General features: G+C 66.4%; 17 protein-coding genes. 16 read left to right on the top strand and 1 reads right to left on the bottom strand.

The features are described 5' to 3' along the window. The first annotated feature begins 160 nt into the window (after nt 1-160). From C7411_RS20250 to C7411_RS20175, 16 genes are all read left to right on the top strand, one after another. The gene (locus C7411_RS20250; RefSeq protein WP_110385843.1) at nt 161-2,320 is read left to right on the top strand and encodes a hydantoinase/oxoprolinase family protein; all 2,160 of its coding nucleotides are present in this window, start codon (nt 161-163) and stop codon (nt 2,318-2,320) included. Then, a complete protein-coding gene (locus C7411_RS20245) occupies nt 2,317-4,641 on the top strand; it encodes a hydantoinase B/oxoprolinase family protein (protein WP_110385842.1) in 2,325 nt (774 codons plus the stop codon). Before C7411_RS20250 ends, C7411_RS20245 begins: the two co-directional genes overlap by 4 nt. A 41-nt stretch (nt 4,642-4,682) precedes the next feature. Next, nucleotides 4,683-5,189, top strand: a complete 507-nt coding sequence (locus C7411_RS20240; protein ID WP_110385841.1) for an acetone carboxylase subunit gamma — start codon at nt 4,683-4,685, stop codon at nt 5,187-5,189. 231 nt (nt 5,190-5,420) lie between these two features. Further along, a complete protein-coding gene (locus C7411_RS20235) occupies nt 5,421-7,457 on the top strand; it encodes a sigma-54-dependent Fis family transcriptional regulator (protein WP_110385840.1) in 2,037 nt (678 codons plus the stop codon). A gap of 51 nt (nt 7,458-7,508) precedes the next feature. Beyond that, the gene (locus C7411_RS20230; protein ID WP_110385839.1) at nt 7,509-7,754 is read left to right on the top strand and encodes a hypothetical protein; all 246 of its coding nucleotides are present in this window, start codon (nt 7,509-7,511) and stop codon (nt 7,752-7,754) included. Between the two features lie 108 nt (nt 7,755-7,862). Continuing rightward, the gene (locus C7411_RS20225; protein WP_110385838.1) at nt 7,863-8,717 is read left to right on the top strand and encodes a transporter substrate-binding domain-containing protein; all 855 of its coding nucleotides are present in this window, start codon (nt 7,863-7,865) and stop codon (nt 8,715-8,717) included. A 27-nt stretch (nt 8,718-8,744) separates the two neighbouring features. Continuing rightward, nucleotides 8,745-9,407, top strand: a complete 663-nt coding sequence (locus C7411_RS20220; RefSeq protein WP_110385837.1) for an amino acid ABC transporter permease — start codon at nt 8,745-8,747, stop codon at nt 9,405-9,407. Between the two features lie 17 nt (nt 9,408-9,424). Beyond that, on the top strand, nt 9,425-10,078 hold the full coding sequence (locus C7411_RS20215; protein WP_110385836.1) for an amino acid ABC transporter permease: 654 nt from the start codon (nt 9,425-9,427) through the stop codon (nt 10,076-10,078). Continuing rightward, nucleotides 10,075-10,902, top strand: a complete 828-nt coding sequence (locus tag C7411_RS20210; protein WP_110385835.1) for an amino acid ABC transporter ATP-binding protein — start codon at nt 10,075-10,077, stop codon at nt 10,900-10,902. Before C7411_RS20215 ends, C7411_RS20210 begins: the two co-directional genes overlap by 4 nt. Continuing rightward, nucleotides 10,899-12,158 carry a M20 family metallo-hydrolase gene (locus C7411_RS20205; protein ID WP_110385834.1) on the top strand — a complete coding sequence of 420 codons (1,260 nt, stop codon included), beginning with the start codon at nt 10,899-10,901 and terminating at the stop codon, nt 12,156-12,158. Before C7411_RS20210 ends, C7411_RS20205 begins: the two co-directional genes overlap by 4 nt. Nucleotides 12,159-12,198: 40 nt before the next feature. Continuing rightward, nucleotides 12,199-12,897 carry a DUF1989 domain-containing protein gene (locus C7411_RS20200; RefSeq protein WP_065059732.1) on the top strand — a complete coding sequence of 233 codons (699 nt, stop codon included), beginning with the start codon at nt 12,199-12,201 and terminating at the stop codon, nt 12,895-12,897. 310 nt (nt 12,898-13,207) lie between these two features. Further along, complete coding sequence (locus C7411_RS20195; RefSeq protein ID WP_260175826.1) at nt 13,208-13,762, top strand: cupin domain-containing protein; 555 nt, start codon at nt 13,208-13,210, stop codon at nt 13,760-13,762. A gap of 12 nt (nt 13,763-13,774) precedes the next feature. After that, the gene (gene speB / locus C7411_RS20190; RefSeq protein WP_110385833.1) at nt 13,775-14,761 is read left to right on the top strand and encodes an agmatinase; all 987 of its coding nucleotides are present in this window, start codon (nt 13,775-13,777) and stop codon (nt 14,759-14,761) included. After that, nucleotides 14,758-15,369: a TetR/AcrR family transcriptional regulator gene (locus C7411_RS20185; protein WP_309147583.1), complete on the top strand. Its 612-nt coding sequence runs from the start codon at nt 14,758-14,760 to the stop codon at nt 15,367-15,369. Before speB ends, C7411_RS20185 begins: the two co-directional genes overlap by 4 nt. Before the next feature lie 65 nt (nt 15,370-15,434). After that, complete coding sequence (locus C7411_RS20180; protein ID WP_110385831.1) at nt 15,435-16,298, top strand: SDR family NAD(P)-dependent oxidoreductase; 864 nt, start codon at nt 15,435-15,437, stop codon at nt 16,296-16,298. Between the two features lie 76 nt (nt 16,299-16,374). Continuing rightward, nucleotides 16,375-17,076 carry an NAD(P)H-binding protein gene (locus C7411_RS20175; RefSeq protein WP_110385830.1) on the top strand — a complete coding sequence of 234 codons (702 nt, stop codon included), beginning with the start codon at nt 16,375-16,377 and terminating at the stop codon, nt 17,074-17,076. 146 nt (nt 17,077-17,222) lie between these two features. On the opposite strand, the gene C7411_RS20170 is transcribed toward C7411_RS20175, so the two are convergent. After that, on the bottom strand, nt 17,223-17,444 hold the full coding sequence (locus tag C7411_RS20170; protein ID WP_258365434.1) for a type II toxin-antitoxin system RelE/ParE family toxin: 222 nt from the start codon (nt 17,442-17,444) through the stop codon (nt 17,223-17,225). Nucleotides 17,445-17,459: the final 15 nt, after the last annotated feature.

Raw genomic sequence — 17,459 nt, 5'->3', positions numbered from 1 at the left:
CTGACCCGCGCAGATTGCTTTTACCTCATTCCAGCGCGGTTTTGCGCCGCACGATGGTACGGCTGTTGCACTTCTACGCGCCGGCAGTGCCCGTCAGGGCCGCCCCAGCCGGCGCGCGCAGTCCCGCGCGCCTTGATTCCTAAAACGCGGAGACAGGTTCATGGAAGTGCAATCCCCCGTGCAGGTGATGGGCATCGATGCCGGCGGCACGATGACCGACACCTTCTTCGTCCGTTCGGACGGACGCTTCGTGGTCGGCAAGGCCCAGAGCAATCCGGCCGACGAATCGCTCGCCATCTTCAACTCGTCGCAGGACGCGCTCGCGCACTGGCAGCGCGGCGTCGACGACGTCTATCCGGAACTGCTGACCTGCGTTTATTCGGGCACCGCGATGCTCAATCGCGTCGTGCAGCGCAAGGGCCTCGAAGTGGGCCTGATCGTGAACCGCGGCTTCGAGCACGTGCATTCGATGGGCCGCGCGATCCAGAGCTATCTCGGCTACGCGCTCGAAGAGCGCATCCACCTGAACACGCACCGCTACGACGAGCCGCTCGTGCCGCTCGCGCGCACGCGCGGCGTGACCGAACGGACCGACGTGCAGGGCGAAATCGTGATCCCGCTGCGCGAGCAGGAGGTGCGCCAGGCGGTGCGCGAACTCGTCGACGCGGGCAGCAAGGCGCTCGTGATCGTGCTGCTGCAGTCCCACAAGAACGGCACGAGCGAACGGCGCGCGCGCGATGTGGCGCTCGACGAGCTCAAGCAGCTCGGCGCCGAACTGCCCGTGTTCGCGTCGGTCGACTACTATCCGCAGCGCAAGGAAAGTCACCGCATGAACACGACCATCCTCGAGGCGTACGCGGCCGAGCCATCGCGCCAGACGCTCAGGAAGGTCAGCGAGCGCTTCCACAAGCACGGCGCGAAGTTCGATCTGCGCGTGATGGCCACGCACGGCGGCACGATCAGCTGGAAGGCCAAGGAGCTTGCGCGCACGATCGTTTCGGGGCCGATCGGCGGCGTGATCGGCTCGAAGCTGCTCGGCAGCGCGCTGGGCTACGAGAACATCGCGTGCTCGGACATCGGCGGCACCTCGTTCGACATGGCGCTCATCACGAAGGGCAACTTCACGATCGCTTCGGACCCCGACATGGCCCGGCTCGTGCTCTCGCTGCCGCTCGTCGCGATGGATTCGGTCGGCGCGGGCGCGGGCAGTTTCGTGCGGCTCGACCCGTATAGCGGCTCGATCAAGCTCGGGCCCGACAGCGCCGGTTATCGCGTCGGCACCTGCTGGCCCGAGAGCGGGCTCGACACCGTCACGGTATCCGACTGCCACGTCGTGCTCGGTTATCTGAATCCGGACAACTTCCTCGGCGGCGCGATCAAGCTCGACGTCAACCGCGCGCGGCTGCACATCAAGGATCAGATCGCCGATCCGCTCGGTCTCTCGATCGAGGAGGCGGCCGCCGGCGTGATCGAACTGCTCGACCTGCAGTTGCACGAGTACCTGCGCTCGAACGTCAGCGCGAAGGGCTACAACCCGACCGACTTCGTGTGCTTCTCGTATGGCGGCGCGGGCCCCGTACACACCTACGGCTACACGGAAGGTCTCGGCTTCAAGGATGTGATCGTGCCCGCCTGGGCCGCGGGTTTCTCCGCGTTCGGCTGCGCCTGCGCCGACTTCGAGTACCGCTACGACAAGAGCGTCGACCTCGCGCTGCCGCAGGCCGCGTCGGACGCGGACAAGGCGCAGGCCGCGGCGACGATCCAGCAGGCGTGGTCCGAACTGGCGGGCAAGGTGATCGAGGAATTCCGCATCAACGGCTTCAAGGCCGGGGACGTAATCCTGCGGCCCGGCTACCGCATGCAGTACATGGGACAGCTAAACGATCTCGAGATCGATTCGCCGATCGCGTCGGCCGGCACCGCGCAGGACTGGGACCGCATCGTCGAGGCGTTCGAGGATACCTATGGCCGCGTCTATGCCAGCTCGGCGCGTTCGCCCGAGCTCGGCTTCTCGGTGACGGGCGCGATCATGCGCGGCATGGTGATCACGCAGAAGCCGGTGCTGCCCGAAGATCCCGAGGCCGGCCCCACGCCGCCGGAGGACGCGAAGCTCGGCACGCGCCGGCTCTATCGCCACAAGACCTGGCACGAGGCCACGCTGTGGAAGATGGAGGCGCTCAAGCCCGGCAACACGATCGCCGGGCCCGCGATCATCGAATCGGACGCGACCACCTTCGTGGTGCCGCTCGGCTTCGCCACGACGATCGACAAGCACCGCCTGTTCCATCTGAAAGAAGTCCATCAAGGAGACGACGCATGAACCGCATGACCAGTCAGGAAGTCGGCCTGGCCGACCTGCTCGGCACGGGCCAGACGCTCAAGCAGTTTCGCGACGCGATCCTCGCGCGCACCGAATCCACGGGCCATTACAACGGTCTCGACAAGCTCGAGTTCCGCGAGAGCGATCCGATCCGCTACGAGAAGCTGTTTTCGAAGCTGCGCGGCGGGCTCGTGCATGCGCGCGAAACGGCCAAGAAGATCGCGGCGAGCCCGATCGTCGAGCAGGAAGGCGAACTGTGCTTCACGCTTTACAATGCGGCCGGCGACTGCGTACTGACCTCGACCGGCATCATCATCCACGTCGGCACGATGGGCGCGGCGATCAAGTACATGATCGAAAATAACTGGGAGCAGAACCCCGGCATCAATCCGGGCGACATGTTCACGAACAACGACTGCGCGATCGGCAACGTGCATCCGTGCGACATCGCGACGATCGTGCCGATCTTCGCCGAGGGCCGGCTGATCGGCTGGGTGGGCGGCGTCACGCACGTGATCGATACCGGCGCGGTCACGCCGGGCTCGATGTCGACGGGCCAGACCCAGCGCTTCGGCGACGGCTACATGATCACCTGCCGCAAGACCGGTGTGAACGATACGCCGCTGCGCGACTGGCTGCACGAGAGCCAGCGTTCGGTACGCACACCGAAGTACTGGATCCTCGACGAGCGCACCCGCATCGCCGGCTGCCACATGGTGCGCAGCCTCGTCGAGGAGGTCATCGCCGAGGAGGGCATCGACGCCTACGAGAAGTTCGCGTACGAAGTGATCGAAGAGGGCCGCCGCGGCCTGCAGACCCGCATCAAGGCGCTCACGCTGCCGGGCAAGTATCGCAAGGTGGCGTTCGTCGACGTGCCCTACAAACACGAGGACGTGCAAACCTCCAACGCGTTCGCGAAACTCGATTCCATCATGCACTCGCCCGTGGAGATGGAGATCCGCAAGGACGGCTCGTGGCGGCTCGACTTCGAGGGCGCGAGCCGCTGGGGCTGGCACTCGTACAACGCGCACCAGGTCGCGTTCACGAGCGGCATCTGGGTGATGATGACGCAGACGCTCGTGCCGACGCAGCGCATCAACGACGGCGCCTATTACGGCACCGAGTTCCATCTGCCCAAGGGCGCGTGGATGAACCCGGACGACCGCCGCACCGGACATGCCTATGCGTGGCACTTCCTCGTCTCGGGCTGGAGCGCGTTGTGGCGCGGGCTCGGTCAGGCGTACTTCAGCCGCGGCTATCTGGAGGAAGTCAATGCGGGCAACGCTAACACGTCGAACTGGCTGCAGGGCGGCGGCATCAATCAGGATGGCGAAATCCATGCGGTCAACAGCTTCGAGGCGTCGTCGTGCGGCACGGGCGCGGGCGCGATCCGCGACGGCCTCAATCACGGCGCGGCGATCTGGAACCCCGAAGGCGACATGGGCGACATGGAAATCTGGGAGATGGCCGAGCCGCTGCTGTACCTCGGGCGCAACGCGAAGTGCAACTCGGGCGGTTACGGCAAGTATCGCGGCGGCACCGGCTTCGAGAGCCTGCGCATGGTGTGGAAGGCGCAGGACTGGACCATGTTCTTCATGGGCAACGGCTACATGAACAGCGACTGGGGCTTCATGGGCGGTTATCCGGCGGCCACCGGCTACCGCTTCGAGGCGCACAACACGGGCCTCAAGGAGCGCATCGCGAAGGGCCTGAGCCTGCCGCTCGGCGCGGACCTGAACCCGGACCATCCGGACTACGAAAAGAGCCTGAACCCTGGCGCCGTGGTCAAGCGCGATCATCAGTGCATGACGACCGAGGACTGCTACGACAACTACGACCTGTACCTGAACTATCTGCGCGGCGGCCCGGGCTTCGGCGATCCGCTCGACCGCGACCTCGCGTCGATCGCGCGCGATCTCAACGACCAGGCGCTGCTGCCCGAGTTCGCGTCGAAGGTGTACGGCGCGGTGGCCACCCAGGACGACAACGGCCGCTGGGTCGCCGACGAAAAGGCGAGCCAGCTGCGCCGCCTCGAAATCCGCAAGGCGCGCATCGCGCGCGCGCGTCCCGCCCGCGAATGGATGAAGGACGAGCGCAAGCGCATCCTCGCGAAGGACGCGGCGGTCCAGGTGCAGCACATGTTCGCGACGAGCTTCGGACTCTCGAAGAAGTTCGAGACGCAGTTCCGCACGTTCTGGTCGCTGCCCGAGAGCTGGACGCTCACCGAGGAAGAACTGGCCGTGCCGACCTATGGCGCGAAGTTCCGCATGGACCTCTCGAAGATGCCCGACGTGCGTACCGTCGTGCTCGTCGACGAGTGAGCGCGGCCGGCCCGGCCAACGATTGACAAGGAGACAGGAAAATGACGACCTATACGCAGGAGCAGGTCAGCAAGCTCGTGGACGGCACGCTCGACTGGGAAACCACGCTGCGCATGCTGTCGATGCCGAAGGATACGGCGCGCTTCAGCCAGTATCTGGCAGCGCTGCAGCAGCGGCTCAACTGGGCCGACCGGATCGTGCTGCCGCTCGGCCCGCATCTGTACATCGTGCAGAAGGCGGACAGCAGGAAATGGGTGACGAAGTGCGATTGCGGCCACGAGTTCTGCGGCTGGCGCAGCAACTGGAAGCTCGATGCGCTCGTCTACGTGCGCGATACCGAGGACGCGATGGCCGAGGTTTACCCGAAGCTGATGGCGCCCGACACGCAGTGGCAGGTGTATCGCGAGTACTACTGCCCGCAGTGCGGCACGCTGCACGACGTCGAGGCGCCCACGCCGTGGTATCCGGTGATCCACGACTTCGAGCCCGACATCGACACGTTCTATAGCGAGTGGGTGAATCTGCCGGTGCCGGAACGCGTCGACTAGCGCCGTGCGCGGCGCCGGGCTGACCGGCGCCGCGTGGGCGGCACAGGCCGGGCAGGCGACTGCACGGCCTGTTCGCGCTGGGCCGGCGCGGCGCCCGTCGATGCCATATCGCTGCTTGCGTATCTGCTCGCATCGCGATAGATGCGACTATCATGTGGTGCGTGGCGCCGCGCGCGCGGCGCCGCAGACGACACAGGAATGCCGGATACACGGCGTCAAGGAGACAACTGGATGCCTTCCCCCTCCAGTGAGCTGTTTTCGGACCCCGGCGACGAAGCGGGCGTCATGCAGGCCTGGGAGTCCTTCGTGCGCGGCGACGCGGCGCCGGAGCCCGCGCTGTCGCTGCGCTCGCTGGTCGACGTCTCGTGGCAGCGCTGCCAGGCGGCCAGGGTCGACCCGAACCAGCGCAGCGGCCCCGAGCCCCTGCCCGATCAGGACCTTTATCTGTTGCGCGAACGGCGCCGCGAGCTGCTCGAGGCGAGCGCGCCGGTCATGGCGTGCGCGCGCGATTTCCTTTCCGAAACCGGCACGATGATGGTGCTCGCCGATTCGTACTCGACGATCCTGAGCGTCGAAGGCGACACACCGACGGTCGGCTCGGCCGAAACCATCGCGCTGATGCCGGGCGTGCGCTGGAGCGAGGCGCTGTGCGGCACCAACGCGATCGGCACGGCGCTCGCGGTGGGCGAGCCCGTGCAGATCCATTCGGCCGAGCACTATTGCGCGGGCATCAAACGCTGGACCTGTTCGGCGTCGGTCGTCCGGCATCCGATGGACGGCGAGGTGATCGGCGCGGTCGACGTTTCGGGTCTTTCGCAGACCTACAATCGCCAGAGTCTCGCGCTCGTCGTGACCACCGCGCGGCGCATCGAGAGCCGGCTCTCGCTGGGCGAGATGGAGCGGCGCAACGCGCTGCTCGAACACAGCCTCGACTACTGGAACCGTGCGCACGCGCAGGGGCTCGTGCTGTTCGACCGGCGCGGCAATCTCGTCAAGCTCAACGAATCGGCGCATGCGGCGCTCGCTCGGCTCGCGGCACACGGTGCAGCCGTCGAGGCGGCCGATCTGCGGCAGATTCCGCAGCTGGCCGCCGGGCGGCTGCAGGCGAGCGTCGACGCGCACACGCTGCCCGCGTGGCTGCGCCCCGAATGGCTCGAACCGCTCATGGTCGCGGGCGAGCATATCGGCACGCTGATCGTGCTGCCGTATCCGCCGCGCGGGCACGAATTGCGCGCGGGCGGCGCCGAACGGTCCGCGAGCGCGCGCCCCGATTTCGCGAACATCGTGACCGGCGACGCGGCCATGCGCGGCGCGATCGCGCGCGCCCGCCAGCTCGCGCGCTCGCGCGTGCCGATCCTGCTGCTCGGCGAAACGGGCGTGGGCAAGGAGGAGTTCGCGCGCGGCATCCACGAGGCCGGCGAGGGGCCGTATATCGCGCTCAATTGCGGCGGCATGGCGCGCGAGCTGCTCGCGAGCGAGCTGTTCGGCTATGCCGACGGCGCGTTCACGGGCGCGCGCAAGGGCGGCATGATCGGCAAGATCGAAGCCGCGAACGGCGGCACGCTGTTTCTCGACGAGATCGGCGAGATGCCGCTCGACATGCAGCCGCATCTGCTGCGCGTGCTCGAACAGGGCGAGATCTATCGGCTCGGCGAGAACGTGCCGCGCAAGGTGAATTTCCGGCTCATCGCGGCGACGCACCGCGATCTGCGCGCCGAGGTGGCTGCAGGGCGCTTCCGCATGGACCTGTACTATCGCGTCGCGGTGAGCACGGTGCCGATTCCCCCCCTGCGCGAGCGGCGCGGCGACATCGCGTTGATCGCGCGGCATTTTTTGCTGCGCTTTGCGCCGGGCGCCACGCCGCCGGGTCTCACGCGCGCCGCGCTCGACGCGCTGCACACCTACGACTGGCCCGGCAACGTGCGCGAACTGCGCAACACGATCGAGAGCGCGCTGCTGCTGAGCGAGGGCGGTCCGATCGACGTGGAGCATCTGCCGTATGAGCTGCGTGACGCGTGCGCAGCGGGTGCCGGGATGGTCGTCAAGGCCGCAGCGGGCTCCGGGCTGGCGCACGCCCTCCCTCGCGGGACGACGGCCACCGCGACGATGCCGAGCCAGGTGACGAGTATCGCCGAGGGTGAGGAGGCGCTGATCCGGCGCGCGATTGCGGCCAGCGACGGCAATCTCACGCGCGCGGCGCGTCAGCTGAATATCGCGAAGAGCACGCTGTACGTGAAAATGCAGCGTTATGGGCTGCGCCGTCCCTGAGCATGACGGTGCGGGAATTGAAGAAGCCATCTTGCGAATAAGCGGCGACGAATGACCAGGGCCGGCGCGTTGCGCGACGGTCTCTACTATCACCTGAGCGGCGCGGCGCTCGCGAAGGACAACTGGCGCCCGAATCCCGCTTCCCGCCGCCAAGCGCCGCATCGCCACATCTGCACCTCTCACGCCGTCCTCGTCCCCATCGCGGTGCATCCTGCCTTTTATGCGGTGCACATCGCCGCAAGGCTCACTCCCGCGGTGCATTCCCCTTCGTGCGCTTTCACGTTGTTCCTGGTGTAGAGGTGTTTTGCGCGGCTGGCACGCATCATGCTAATTGAACCTCATTCAAGTTACTTGAATAAAATTCCTGTCACTTTCACCACTCGCCACGGTCTTCCAGGGAACATCATGCACAAGTCAGTCCGCCGTTTCGTCCTCGCCCTGAGCGGCGTCTTCACGCTCGCCGCCGCCGCGCCCGTGCTCGCACAGGACGATCTGCTCGCGCGCATCAAATCGAACAAGGAAATCACCGTCGCCACCGAAGCGCGCTATGCGCCGTTCGAATATGTCGACAACGGCAAGATCGTCGGTTACGACGCCGATCTCCTGGCCTACGTGCTCAAGTCGCTGCCCGACGTCAAGGTGAAGCAGCTCGATCTGCCGTTTCAGGGCCTGCTGCCGGGCCTCGACGCCAAGCGCTTCGACATCGTCGTGACCGCCGTCACCGTAAACAAGGACCGCGCCGATCACTTCGCCTTCACGCTGCCCGTGGCCGACGCCACGACTGGCGTGCTGCTGCGCGCGAACGAAAGCGCCATCAAGTCGCCGAGCGATCTGAACGGCAAGGTCGTCGGTTCGCAAACGGGTTCCGCGCAATTGCAGGCGCTCATCGCGCTCGACAAGAAGCTCAAGGAAGCGGGCGGCCCGGGCATCAAGCAGATCAAGCAATACGTGTCGTTCGACGAAGCATATGCGGACCTCGCCGAGGGCCGTCTCGACGCCGTCGCGCAATCGGTCGCCAACCTGGGGCCGCTCATGAAGTCGCGTCCGGGCGTGTTCGCGCTGCTGCCGCAAACCATCGGTCCGAAGAGCTACTTCGCGTGGGTCGCGCGCAAGGATGCGGACAGCGCTGCGCTGCTCAAACTCTTCAGCGACGGCATCGCCCGCGCGAACAAGGACGGCACCATGAAGAAGCTCCAGGAAAAGTGGTTCGGCTCGACCATGGACGTGCCCGCCGACGCCCTGCCCGCCCCCACGCTCTAACCCACGTTTCACCGGACCTCGCGCAACATGAACGCACCCGATCTGCTCACGCGCTGCGCCGGCTATCTGCCGCAGCTTCTCGACGGCGCGCTGACGACGCTCTGGCTGTCGGCCGTCGCCGTGGGCTGCGGCTTCTTCGTCGGCGTGTTCGTCTACACCATGTCGGTCAGCCACAGCCGCCTGTTGCGCGGCGCCGCGCGCACCTATGTGAGCGTGCTGCGCGGCACGCCGGTCCTCGCGCAATTGCTGGTGTTCTACTACGTGCCCTCGGCGCTCGGCATCGAATTGCCGGGCCTCGTGGCCGCCGCGATTGGGCTCTCGCTCAACACGGGTGCCTATCAGTCGCAGATTCTCGGCGCGGGTTTCCGCGCCATCGCGCCCGGCCAGATCGAGGCCGCCCTCACCTTCAATCTCACGCGCCGGCAGGTGCTCTGGCATATCGAGGTGCCGCAGGTCGTGCGCGCCACGCTGCCTGCGCTGGTTTCCGAAATGATCGACATCGTCAAGGCTTCGGCGGTGGTCTCGGTGATCGCGGTCACGGACCTGATGCGCGTGGGGCAGCAACTCTCGTCGTCGAGCTACCGGCCGCTGGAGGTCTACTCGCTCGCGGCAGTCTTTTATCTGGCGATCACTTCGCTGCTCGCCTGCGCCGGCCACGTCTTCGCGCGCCGCACGGCGCGGCGCACCTGAGCCCGCACGGAGCCCCCATGGACTCGCTGATTGCCCTCGTTCCCCGCTTTGCCGCCGCCACGGCCGTCACGCTCGAAGTCAGCGTGCTCGCCGCGCTCATCGGCGTGATGGCCGGCTTCGCGCTCAACGCGCTGCGCCTCGCGCTCGGACGCGCCTTCGCGCTGCCGTATGGCGCGTTCATCTGGCTGATTCGCGGCACGCCGTATCTTTCGCAGCTCGTCATTATTTACTTCGGATTACCGATGACAGGCGTGACGATGAGCGCGGTAGCCGCCACCGTCGTTTCGCTCGCTCTCTACGCCAGCGCCTATTTCGCGGAGATATTCCGCGCCGCGTGGGCCAGCGTGCCGCGCGGCCAGCTCGAAGCGGCCGCCGCGTTCGGCGTGAGCCGGCGCGCCATGTTCCGCGCGATCGAACTGCCGCAGGCGCTCGCCTTCGCGTTACCGCTCATCGCCAACCAAACGATTCTCGTGATCAAGGAAAGCGCGGTGGCGTCGATCATCACCGTGCCCGAACTGACCATGACCGCGAGCGACGTGGTCGCTTCGACCTATACGTATATCGGCCCATACGCGCTGCTGATCGCGTGCTATTGGCTGCTGACCCAGGCCGTCTCCCTGCTCGCGCAACGCGCGACGGCACGCATTCCCTTTCTGCGAAAGACCTCATGAGCGCTCTTCCGATTCTCCAGCTGCGCGCCGTCGGCAAGTCATACGGCGCAAACCGCGTGCTCAAGGGCATCGACCTCGACATCATGCGCGGCGAAATCGTCACGCTGATCGGGCCGTCCGGCTCGGGCAAGACAACCGCCCTGCGCTGCATGAATTTCCTGGAGGCCTACGACGAAGGCGAAGTGTGGATCAAGGGCCAACTGCTCGGCTATCGCTCCACGGGCCGCACGCCGCGCGATCGCGACAGCGAGGCGAGCATCGCCGAAGTGCGCCGCCCGGTCGCGATGGTGTTCCAGCAATTCAATCTGTGGCCGCATATGAGCGTGCTCGACAACGTCGCCGCGCCGCTCGTGCTCGCCAAGAACATGCCGAAGCGCGACGCGCGTGCCAAGGCTCAGGCGGCGCTCGAACGCGTGGGCATGGGCCACAAGGCCGACGCCTGGCCCGCGAGCCTCTCCGGCGGCCAGCAGCAGCGCGTGGGCATCGCACGCGCCCTCGCTATCGAGCCGGAAGTGATGCTGCTCGACGAACCCACGTCCGCGCTCGATCCCGAACTCGTGGAGGAAGTGCTCAACGTGATCCGCTCGCTCGCGCAGGATGGCATGACGATGGTGATGGTCACGCACGAAATGAGCTTCGCCGCGAAGATCTCCGACAAGGTCGTGTTCATGGAAGCGGGCCGCATCGTCGAGGCCGGTCCGCCCGCGCAACTGTTCGGCAACACGCGCACGCCGCGTTTGCAGCAGTTTCTCAAACCGTGGCTCGAACGCAGCCTGACGTTCGCCGCCGAACCCGCGCTCGCCGCGCAAGGAGCCGCATCGTGAACGCGCCGCACGAACTCGCCAACCGCATCGCGCAGCACGTCGATGCCGGGCGTTTGCTCGCATCCGTCGAAACGCTCGCGTCGTTCGGCGCGCGCGACGACGGCGGCGTGAACCGCCCGGCGCTGAGCGCCGACGATCTCGACGCGCGCCGCTATCTGATCGAACGCGCCCGTGCGCTCGGCTGCACGGTGACTGTCGATGCATGCGCGAACCTGTTCATCCGCCGCGCGGGCACCGAGGCGCTCGCGCCCGTCGTGACCGGCAGCCATATCGACACGCAGCCTTCGGGCGGCAAACTCGACGGCTGCTACGGCGTGCTCGCGGGCTTCGAAGTGCTCGAAGCGCTCAACGACGCGAATGCGCAAACGCGCCGCCCGCTCGAAGTGGCGATCTGGACCAACGAGGAGGGCACGCGATTCGCACCGGGCGCGATGGGTTCGAGCGCCTTCGTCGAACCGGCGCGCATGATGCGTTATCTCGACGCGCGCGACGCGCAAGGCGTGACGCTGCGCGAAGCGCTCGAGGCACACGGCAAGGCGTTTCCCGAACTCGCCGCGCGTGATACCGGCGCGAACGACGAAGCCGCGCACGCCTTCGTCGAATTGCACATTGAGCAAGGCCCGCAACTCGAAAGCGCCGACTTGCCGCTCGCGGTCGTAAGCGGCATTCAGGGCGTGCGCTGGTATGCGTTTCATTGCACCGGCGTGGCGGCCCACGCGGGCACCACGCCCATGCCGCTGCGCCGCGATGCGATGACGCTCGCGCTCGCGCTGCACGCCGAACTCGACGACATCGCGCGGCGTCTGGGCACACAACACACGCGCGTGACCTTCGGACGCTGGAACGTCGAACCGAATTCGATCAACACAATTCCGTCGAACGTGAGCTTCACCGTGGATTTCCGCCATCCCGACGCGGCCGTGCTCGACGCCTTCGACGACGCCGCGCGCGCACTCGCGAAACGCCACGACGCACGCCTTGAAGCGCTGTTCTCGCACGCGCCGGTGGCCTTCGACGCCGCCGTGCTAGCCACGCTCGACGACGCGTGCCGCGCGCTCGACGCGCCCGCCGCGCGGCTCACGTCGGGCGCCTTTCACGACGCCATGTATCTCGCCGGGCATTGTCCGAGCGCGATGCTGTTCGTGCCGAGCATCGGCGGCATCAGCCATAACCCTGTCGAAGCCACGCACCCGCATCATCTCGTGCTGGGCGCACGCGCGCTCGCCCATAGTCTCACCACGCTCTGCAACGCCTGAGCGAATTACCCACTTCACCCGCACCACATCAGGAGTACACATGAATTTCCCCGCCGCCACCGCCACGCACGCCGACGACAACGGCACCGAAAACGGCATCAACGCCACGCTGCACGAACCGATTTCCGCGGACGGCACGCCCGAACTGGGCAAGACCTACACGGTCCCCGCGCGCTGCGGCCGCGCCGTGCGCGTAAAGGCCGGCCAGACCATCCGCATCGCGAATCCGCACGGCACGCAGGTCTGCGATACGTGGATCTTCAACGCGCAGCATCTGAACGAATTCCTTTCGTTCGAACACACGCGCGCGTATCTCGACAAGATCATTCCGCAGCCGGGCGATCCGCTCGTGACCAACCAGCGCCGTCCGATCGCCGAACTCGTGACCGACACCTCGCCCGGCGTGCACGACACGCTGATCGCCGCGTGCGACCTGTATCGCTATCGCAATCTCGGCGTGGAGGGCTATCACGACAATTGCGCCGACAATCTGCGCCTCGCGCTCAAGGCCATCGGCCTGCGCACGCGTGAAGTGCCGCAACCGTTCAACCTGTGGATGAATATTCCCGTGAAGCCCGATTATTCGATCGACTGGCTGCCGCCCGTTTCGAAGGCCGGCGATTACGTGGAAATCAAGGCGGTGATGGATTGCGTGGTGGCGATGTCGGCGTGCCCGCAGGATATCATTCCGATCAACGCGCTCAACCCGCTCGAAGTCGAGTTCACGGTGTTCGCGTAACGCGCGCAATACCGGCGATAGCGGCGATCGCGCCGATAACGCCTTCGCCCTGATCTCTCCGATCGACGGAAACACACACGTGGCCAACGACAAACGTTCTTCCTCGACGGGCGCCGCCCGTCCCCTCCGCGCGGGTGCGGGTACGCGCGCCGCCCCCACCTCCAGGCAGGCGGAGCCGAAAGCCGCCGTGAAGGTTGCTCGAAAGGTGGCGCCGAAAACCGCGCCCAGGGCCGCGGTCAAAACCGCCACGCGCGCGGCAGGCGGGGCGCAAGGCGCCGCGTCGAACGGCTCGGACGGCCTCGGCACGCGCCTGCGCCACGCGCGCCTGGTGCAGCAGATGACGCTCAAGGCGCTCGCGGAACAGGCGGGCTGCTCGGAGAGCCTGCTGTCGAAGGTCGAAGGCGGCCACGCCACGCCCTCGCTCGCCACGCTGCACCGGCTCGCGCTGGCGCTCGACACCAACGTCGCGGCGCTGGTCTCGGGGCCGGCCGCATCCGCTACGCCGGTGCAGCGCGCGAGCGAACGGCCCGCCGTGCGCTTTCCTGCGGCGCAGGGCGCGCGCGGTCGCTCCGCGCAACGCACGATCGTGCTCGAACGCCTCGTCGTGCCGGGGCCGGGACGTCTGCTGCAAGGCGACATCCACGTGCTCGAACCGCAAGCGCGCAGCGACGAGCAGATCAGTCACGCGGGCGAAGAACTCGGCTACGTGCTCGAAGGCGAACTCGAACTCACACTCGGCGACGACACCTGGCGTCTGCAGGCCGGCGACTCTTTCTACTTTCCGAGCACCGAACCGCACAGCTACCGCAATCCCGGCGACACCGTCACGCGCGTCTTGTGGATCAACACCCCGCCGACCTTCTGAGTACTCCCGCAGATGACCCAGACCGACCTCTCGCAGATGCAGATGCCGCGTTTCGCCGGCATCCCCACCTTCATGCGCGTGCCGTTCGCGCGCGACCCGCAGGACTACGACATCGCGCTTGCGGGCGTGCCCTACGACGGCGGCGTGACCGCGCGGCCCGGCGCGCGCTTCGGCCCGCGCGAGATCCGCAACATGTCGACGATGATGCGCGCGATCCATCACGTCACGCGTTTCAATCCCTTCGCGGCCTGCCGCGTCGCCGATATCGGCGACGTGCCGTTCGAGCATCTCTACGACATCGAGCGCGCACACGCCGATATCCGCGCGTTCTTCGAGCCTGTGTTTCGCGCCGGGAAACGCGCGCTGATTGCAGGCGGCGACCATTCGATTACCTTTCCGATCTTCCAGGCGATTGGCGCGGCGCAAGCCGCGCAGACGCCGCTCGCGCTCGTGCATATCGACGCGCACACCGACACCTGGGACGCGTACAAAGGCTCGAAATTCACGCACGGCGCGCCGTTCCGACGCGCGGTGGAAGCCGGCCTGCTCGATCCCACGCGCACGATCCAGATCGGCATACGCGGCGCGCAGAACACCGACGAGGGGTGGCGCTATTCGCTCGACCACGGCATGCGCGTGGTGTTCATCGAGGAATTCGAGGCGCTCGGCCCCGCCGCCATCGCCGCCGAAGCAAGACGGATCGTGGGCGACGCGCCGGTCTATCTTTCGCTCGACGTCGACGGCCTGGACCCGGTCTTCACGCCCGGCACCGGCACGCCCGAAATCGGCGGCCTCACGACGCGCGAAACGCTGGCGCTGCTGCGCGGACTCGACGGCCTGAACTGGGTGGGCGGCGACGTCGTGGAGGTCTCGCCACCTTACGATCCGTCAGGCAACACCGCACTCGTGGCCGCCACGCTGATGTACGAGATGCTCTGTCTATTCGCGCGCAACCCGGGCATGTCGAGGCTGCACATGGAGAACATGAGGTATGATTGAGCAATCACTCATCCATTCTGTTCATACTGTATCCCATGGCCCGCCCGAAAAGCGAAGACAAGCGCAACGCCATCCTTGCCGCCGCCATCCACATAATGGCTGAACAGGGATTGGGCGCACCCACGGCCAGGATCGCGAAGATGGCGGGCGTCGCCGAAGGCACGCTCTTTACCTATTTCGACAACAAGGACGAACTGCTCAACGCGCTCTACCTGTCCATCAAAGCCGAGTTGCGCGAGGCACTGGTGCCCGAGTTTCCGCGCGACGCCAGCATGCGCGAGCGCGCACAGCATCTCTGGCGGCGCTACGTGGGCTGGGGTGTCGCCAACCCGGATAAACGCAAGGTCATGCTGGTCCTGAGCGCCTCCGAACGCGTCACCGAACAATCGCGCGCCGCCGGCATGCAGGCCTTCGCGGAGGCAGGCACACTCATCGAAAACTGCACCGCGCAAGGCCATCTGCAAGGACACTCCCCGGCTTTCGCCTCGGCGATCATGGGTGCGCTCGCCGAAACGACCATGGATTTCATCGTGCGCGAACCGGCGCAACGCGATCGCTACTGCGACGCCGGTTTCAACGCTTTCTGGAACGCCATTGCGCATACTTGAGTGCGCGTTTTTTTAATTGATTAATGAGTGAATACACACTCATTTATTGAGCAAAGGAGCTCATCATGTCGAAAGTCTGGCTTGTCACCGGCAGTGCCCGCGGCCTTGGCCGTCATATCGTCGAAGCCGCGCTGGAAGCGGGCGAACGCGTGCTCGCCACGGCGCGCGACCCACGGCGTCTCGACGATCTCGCGGCCCGCTATGGCGAACGCGTTAAAACCGCCGCGCTCGACGTCACCGATCCCGCGGCGGCGCGCTCGGCCGTGCAAGCCGCGGTCGATGCGTTCGGCCGCATCGACGTGCTCGTCAATAACGCGGGCTTTGGCCACATCTCACCCTTCGAGCAAAGCCCCGAAGACGACTTCCGCGCGCAGATCGACACGAACTTCTATGGCGTCGTCAACGTCACGCGCGCGGTGCTGCCCGTCATGCGCGCACAGAAGTCCGGGCATATCCTGCATGTTTCGTCGGTGGGCGGGCGGATCGGCAATGCCGGTCTCGCCGCTTACCAGTCGGCCAAATGGGCGGTCGGCGGCTTTACCGAAGTGCTGCGCCAGGAACTCGCGCCTATCGGCATCCACATGACGGCGCTCGAACCCGGCGGCATGGCGACGGACTGGGGCACCGAAGCCGGCTCCCGGATTCCCCCGCTGCTGCCCGAGTACGAGCCGTCGATCGGCGCGCTGCTGAAGCTCTTCGCCGACCACATCGGCAAGGAGCGCGGCGATCCCACGCGCGTCGCGCAAGTGGTCCTGCAACTGACGCGCCACAACGCGCCGCCCGCCCACCTGCTGCTCGGCAGCGATGCGCTACAGTTCTCGAACGCCGCCGACGCCGCACGCGCCGCCGAGGGAGAACGCTGGCGCGACGTCACGTTGTCCACTGATTTCGGCTCGGCGGGCACGATTGCGGGCATGCCGCGCGATTGAGCCGCCGCGAGCGCGCAGGACCGCGCTAAGGCGCGTCCTGTACGCTCGTCGACAATAACCGTGATTCGGGAACCTCATGAAAGTGCTGATCTACGGAGCGACTGGCATGGTCGGCCAGGGCGTGCTGCGCGAATGCCTGCGCGCGGACGACGTCGAACTCGTGCGCGCGGTCGGACGCCGCGAAACGGGCGTCCGTCACGCGAAACTGTGCGAAACGCTGTTGCCCGATCTGGCCGATATCCACGCGGCCGAATCCGAACTGACGGGCTACGACGCATGCTTTTTTTGTCTCGGCGTGTCGTCGGTCGGCATGTCCGAGGCCGAATATTCGCGCGTGACCTATGACCTCACGATGGCGATCGCCGCCACGCTGGCGCGCCTGAATCCGGCGATGACTTTCGTCTACGTCTCGGGAGCGGGCACCGACAGCAGCGAGCGCGGCCGCAGCATGTGGGCGCGCGTGAAAGGACGAACCGAGAACGCGTTGCAGCACGCGGGATTTCGCGCGGTGTATCTGTTCCGGCCCGGCGCGATTGAGCCGCTCGAAGGCATACGCTCGAAGACGCGCCTCTATCACGCGCTCTATGTGCTGATGAAGCCGGTCTGGCCGCTGTTGCGAGCGACACTCGGCGACCGGCTGGTGACGACCGCCGACGTCGGACAGGCGATGCTCGCCGTTGCGAGACACGGCGCGGCGACGGCGATACTGGAGCCGCGGGAATTAAACGCGCTGGCCAAAGCCGAAGCGCTGAACACCGGGAAGCGCGACGCGGCATAGTTTAGGAGAGCCCACACACCCTCGCCGGCGAACGCAAAGCGTTGCGCCGACCACAAGGAAGCACTGCAGCTCGGCGCGAGCTTCATCGTCAAGTGGACTACCCACCTCCATTTTGCTGGACGCTCGCGGGTACCGCCCAGCAAGCGTCAATGAAGCTCGCTGTCATCGTTCAACAGCCACGACGGGATATCGCGTTTACCGTTGAGCACGCGCCAGACCTCGACGTAATCCTTGCGCTCGATGTAGAAGATCACATGCGGGTAGCGATCAAGCGGCCACGATCGCAGGCCTGGTATGTCCAACTCGTACGCGTAACGGGGAGATCCAATGTTCGGATGTTTAGCGAGACGGGCGTATGCCTGCTCGATCTCCGACCGGAAGAG

Origin of the sequence: Paraburkholderia silvatlantica, from assembly GCF_003096715.1 — a bacterium.
GTDB lineage: Bacteria > Pseudomonadota > Gammaproteobacteria > Burkholderiales > Burkholderiaceae > Paraburkholderia > Paraburkholderia silvatlantica.
The sequence above is the reverse complement of the archived record's forward strand: the minus strand, read 5'-3'. Positions and strand labels throughout refer to the sequence as shown.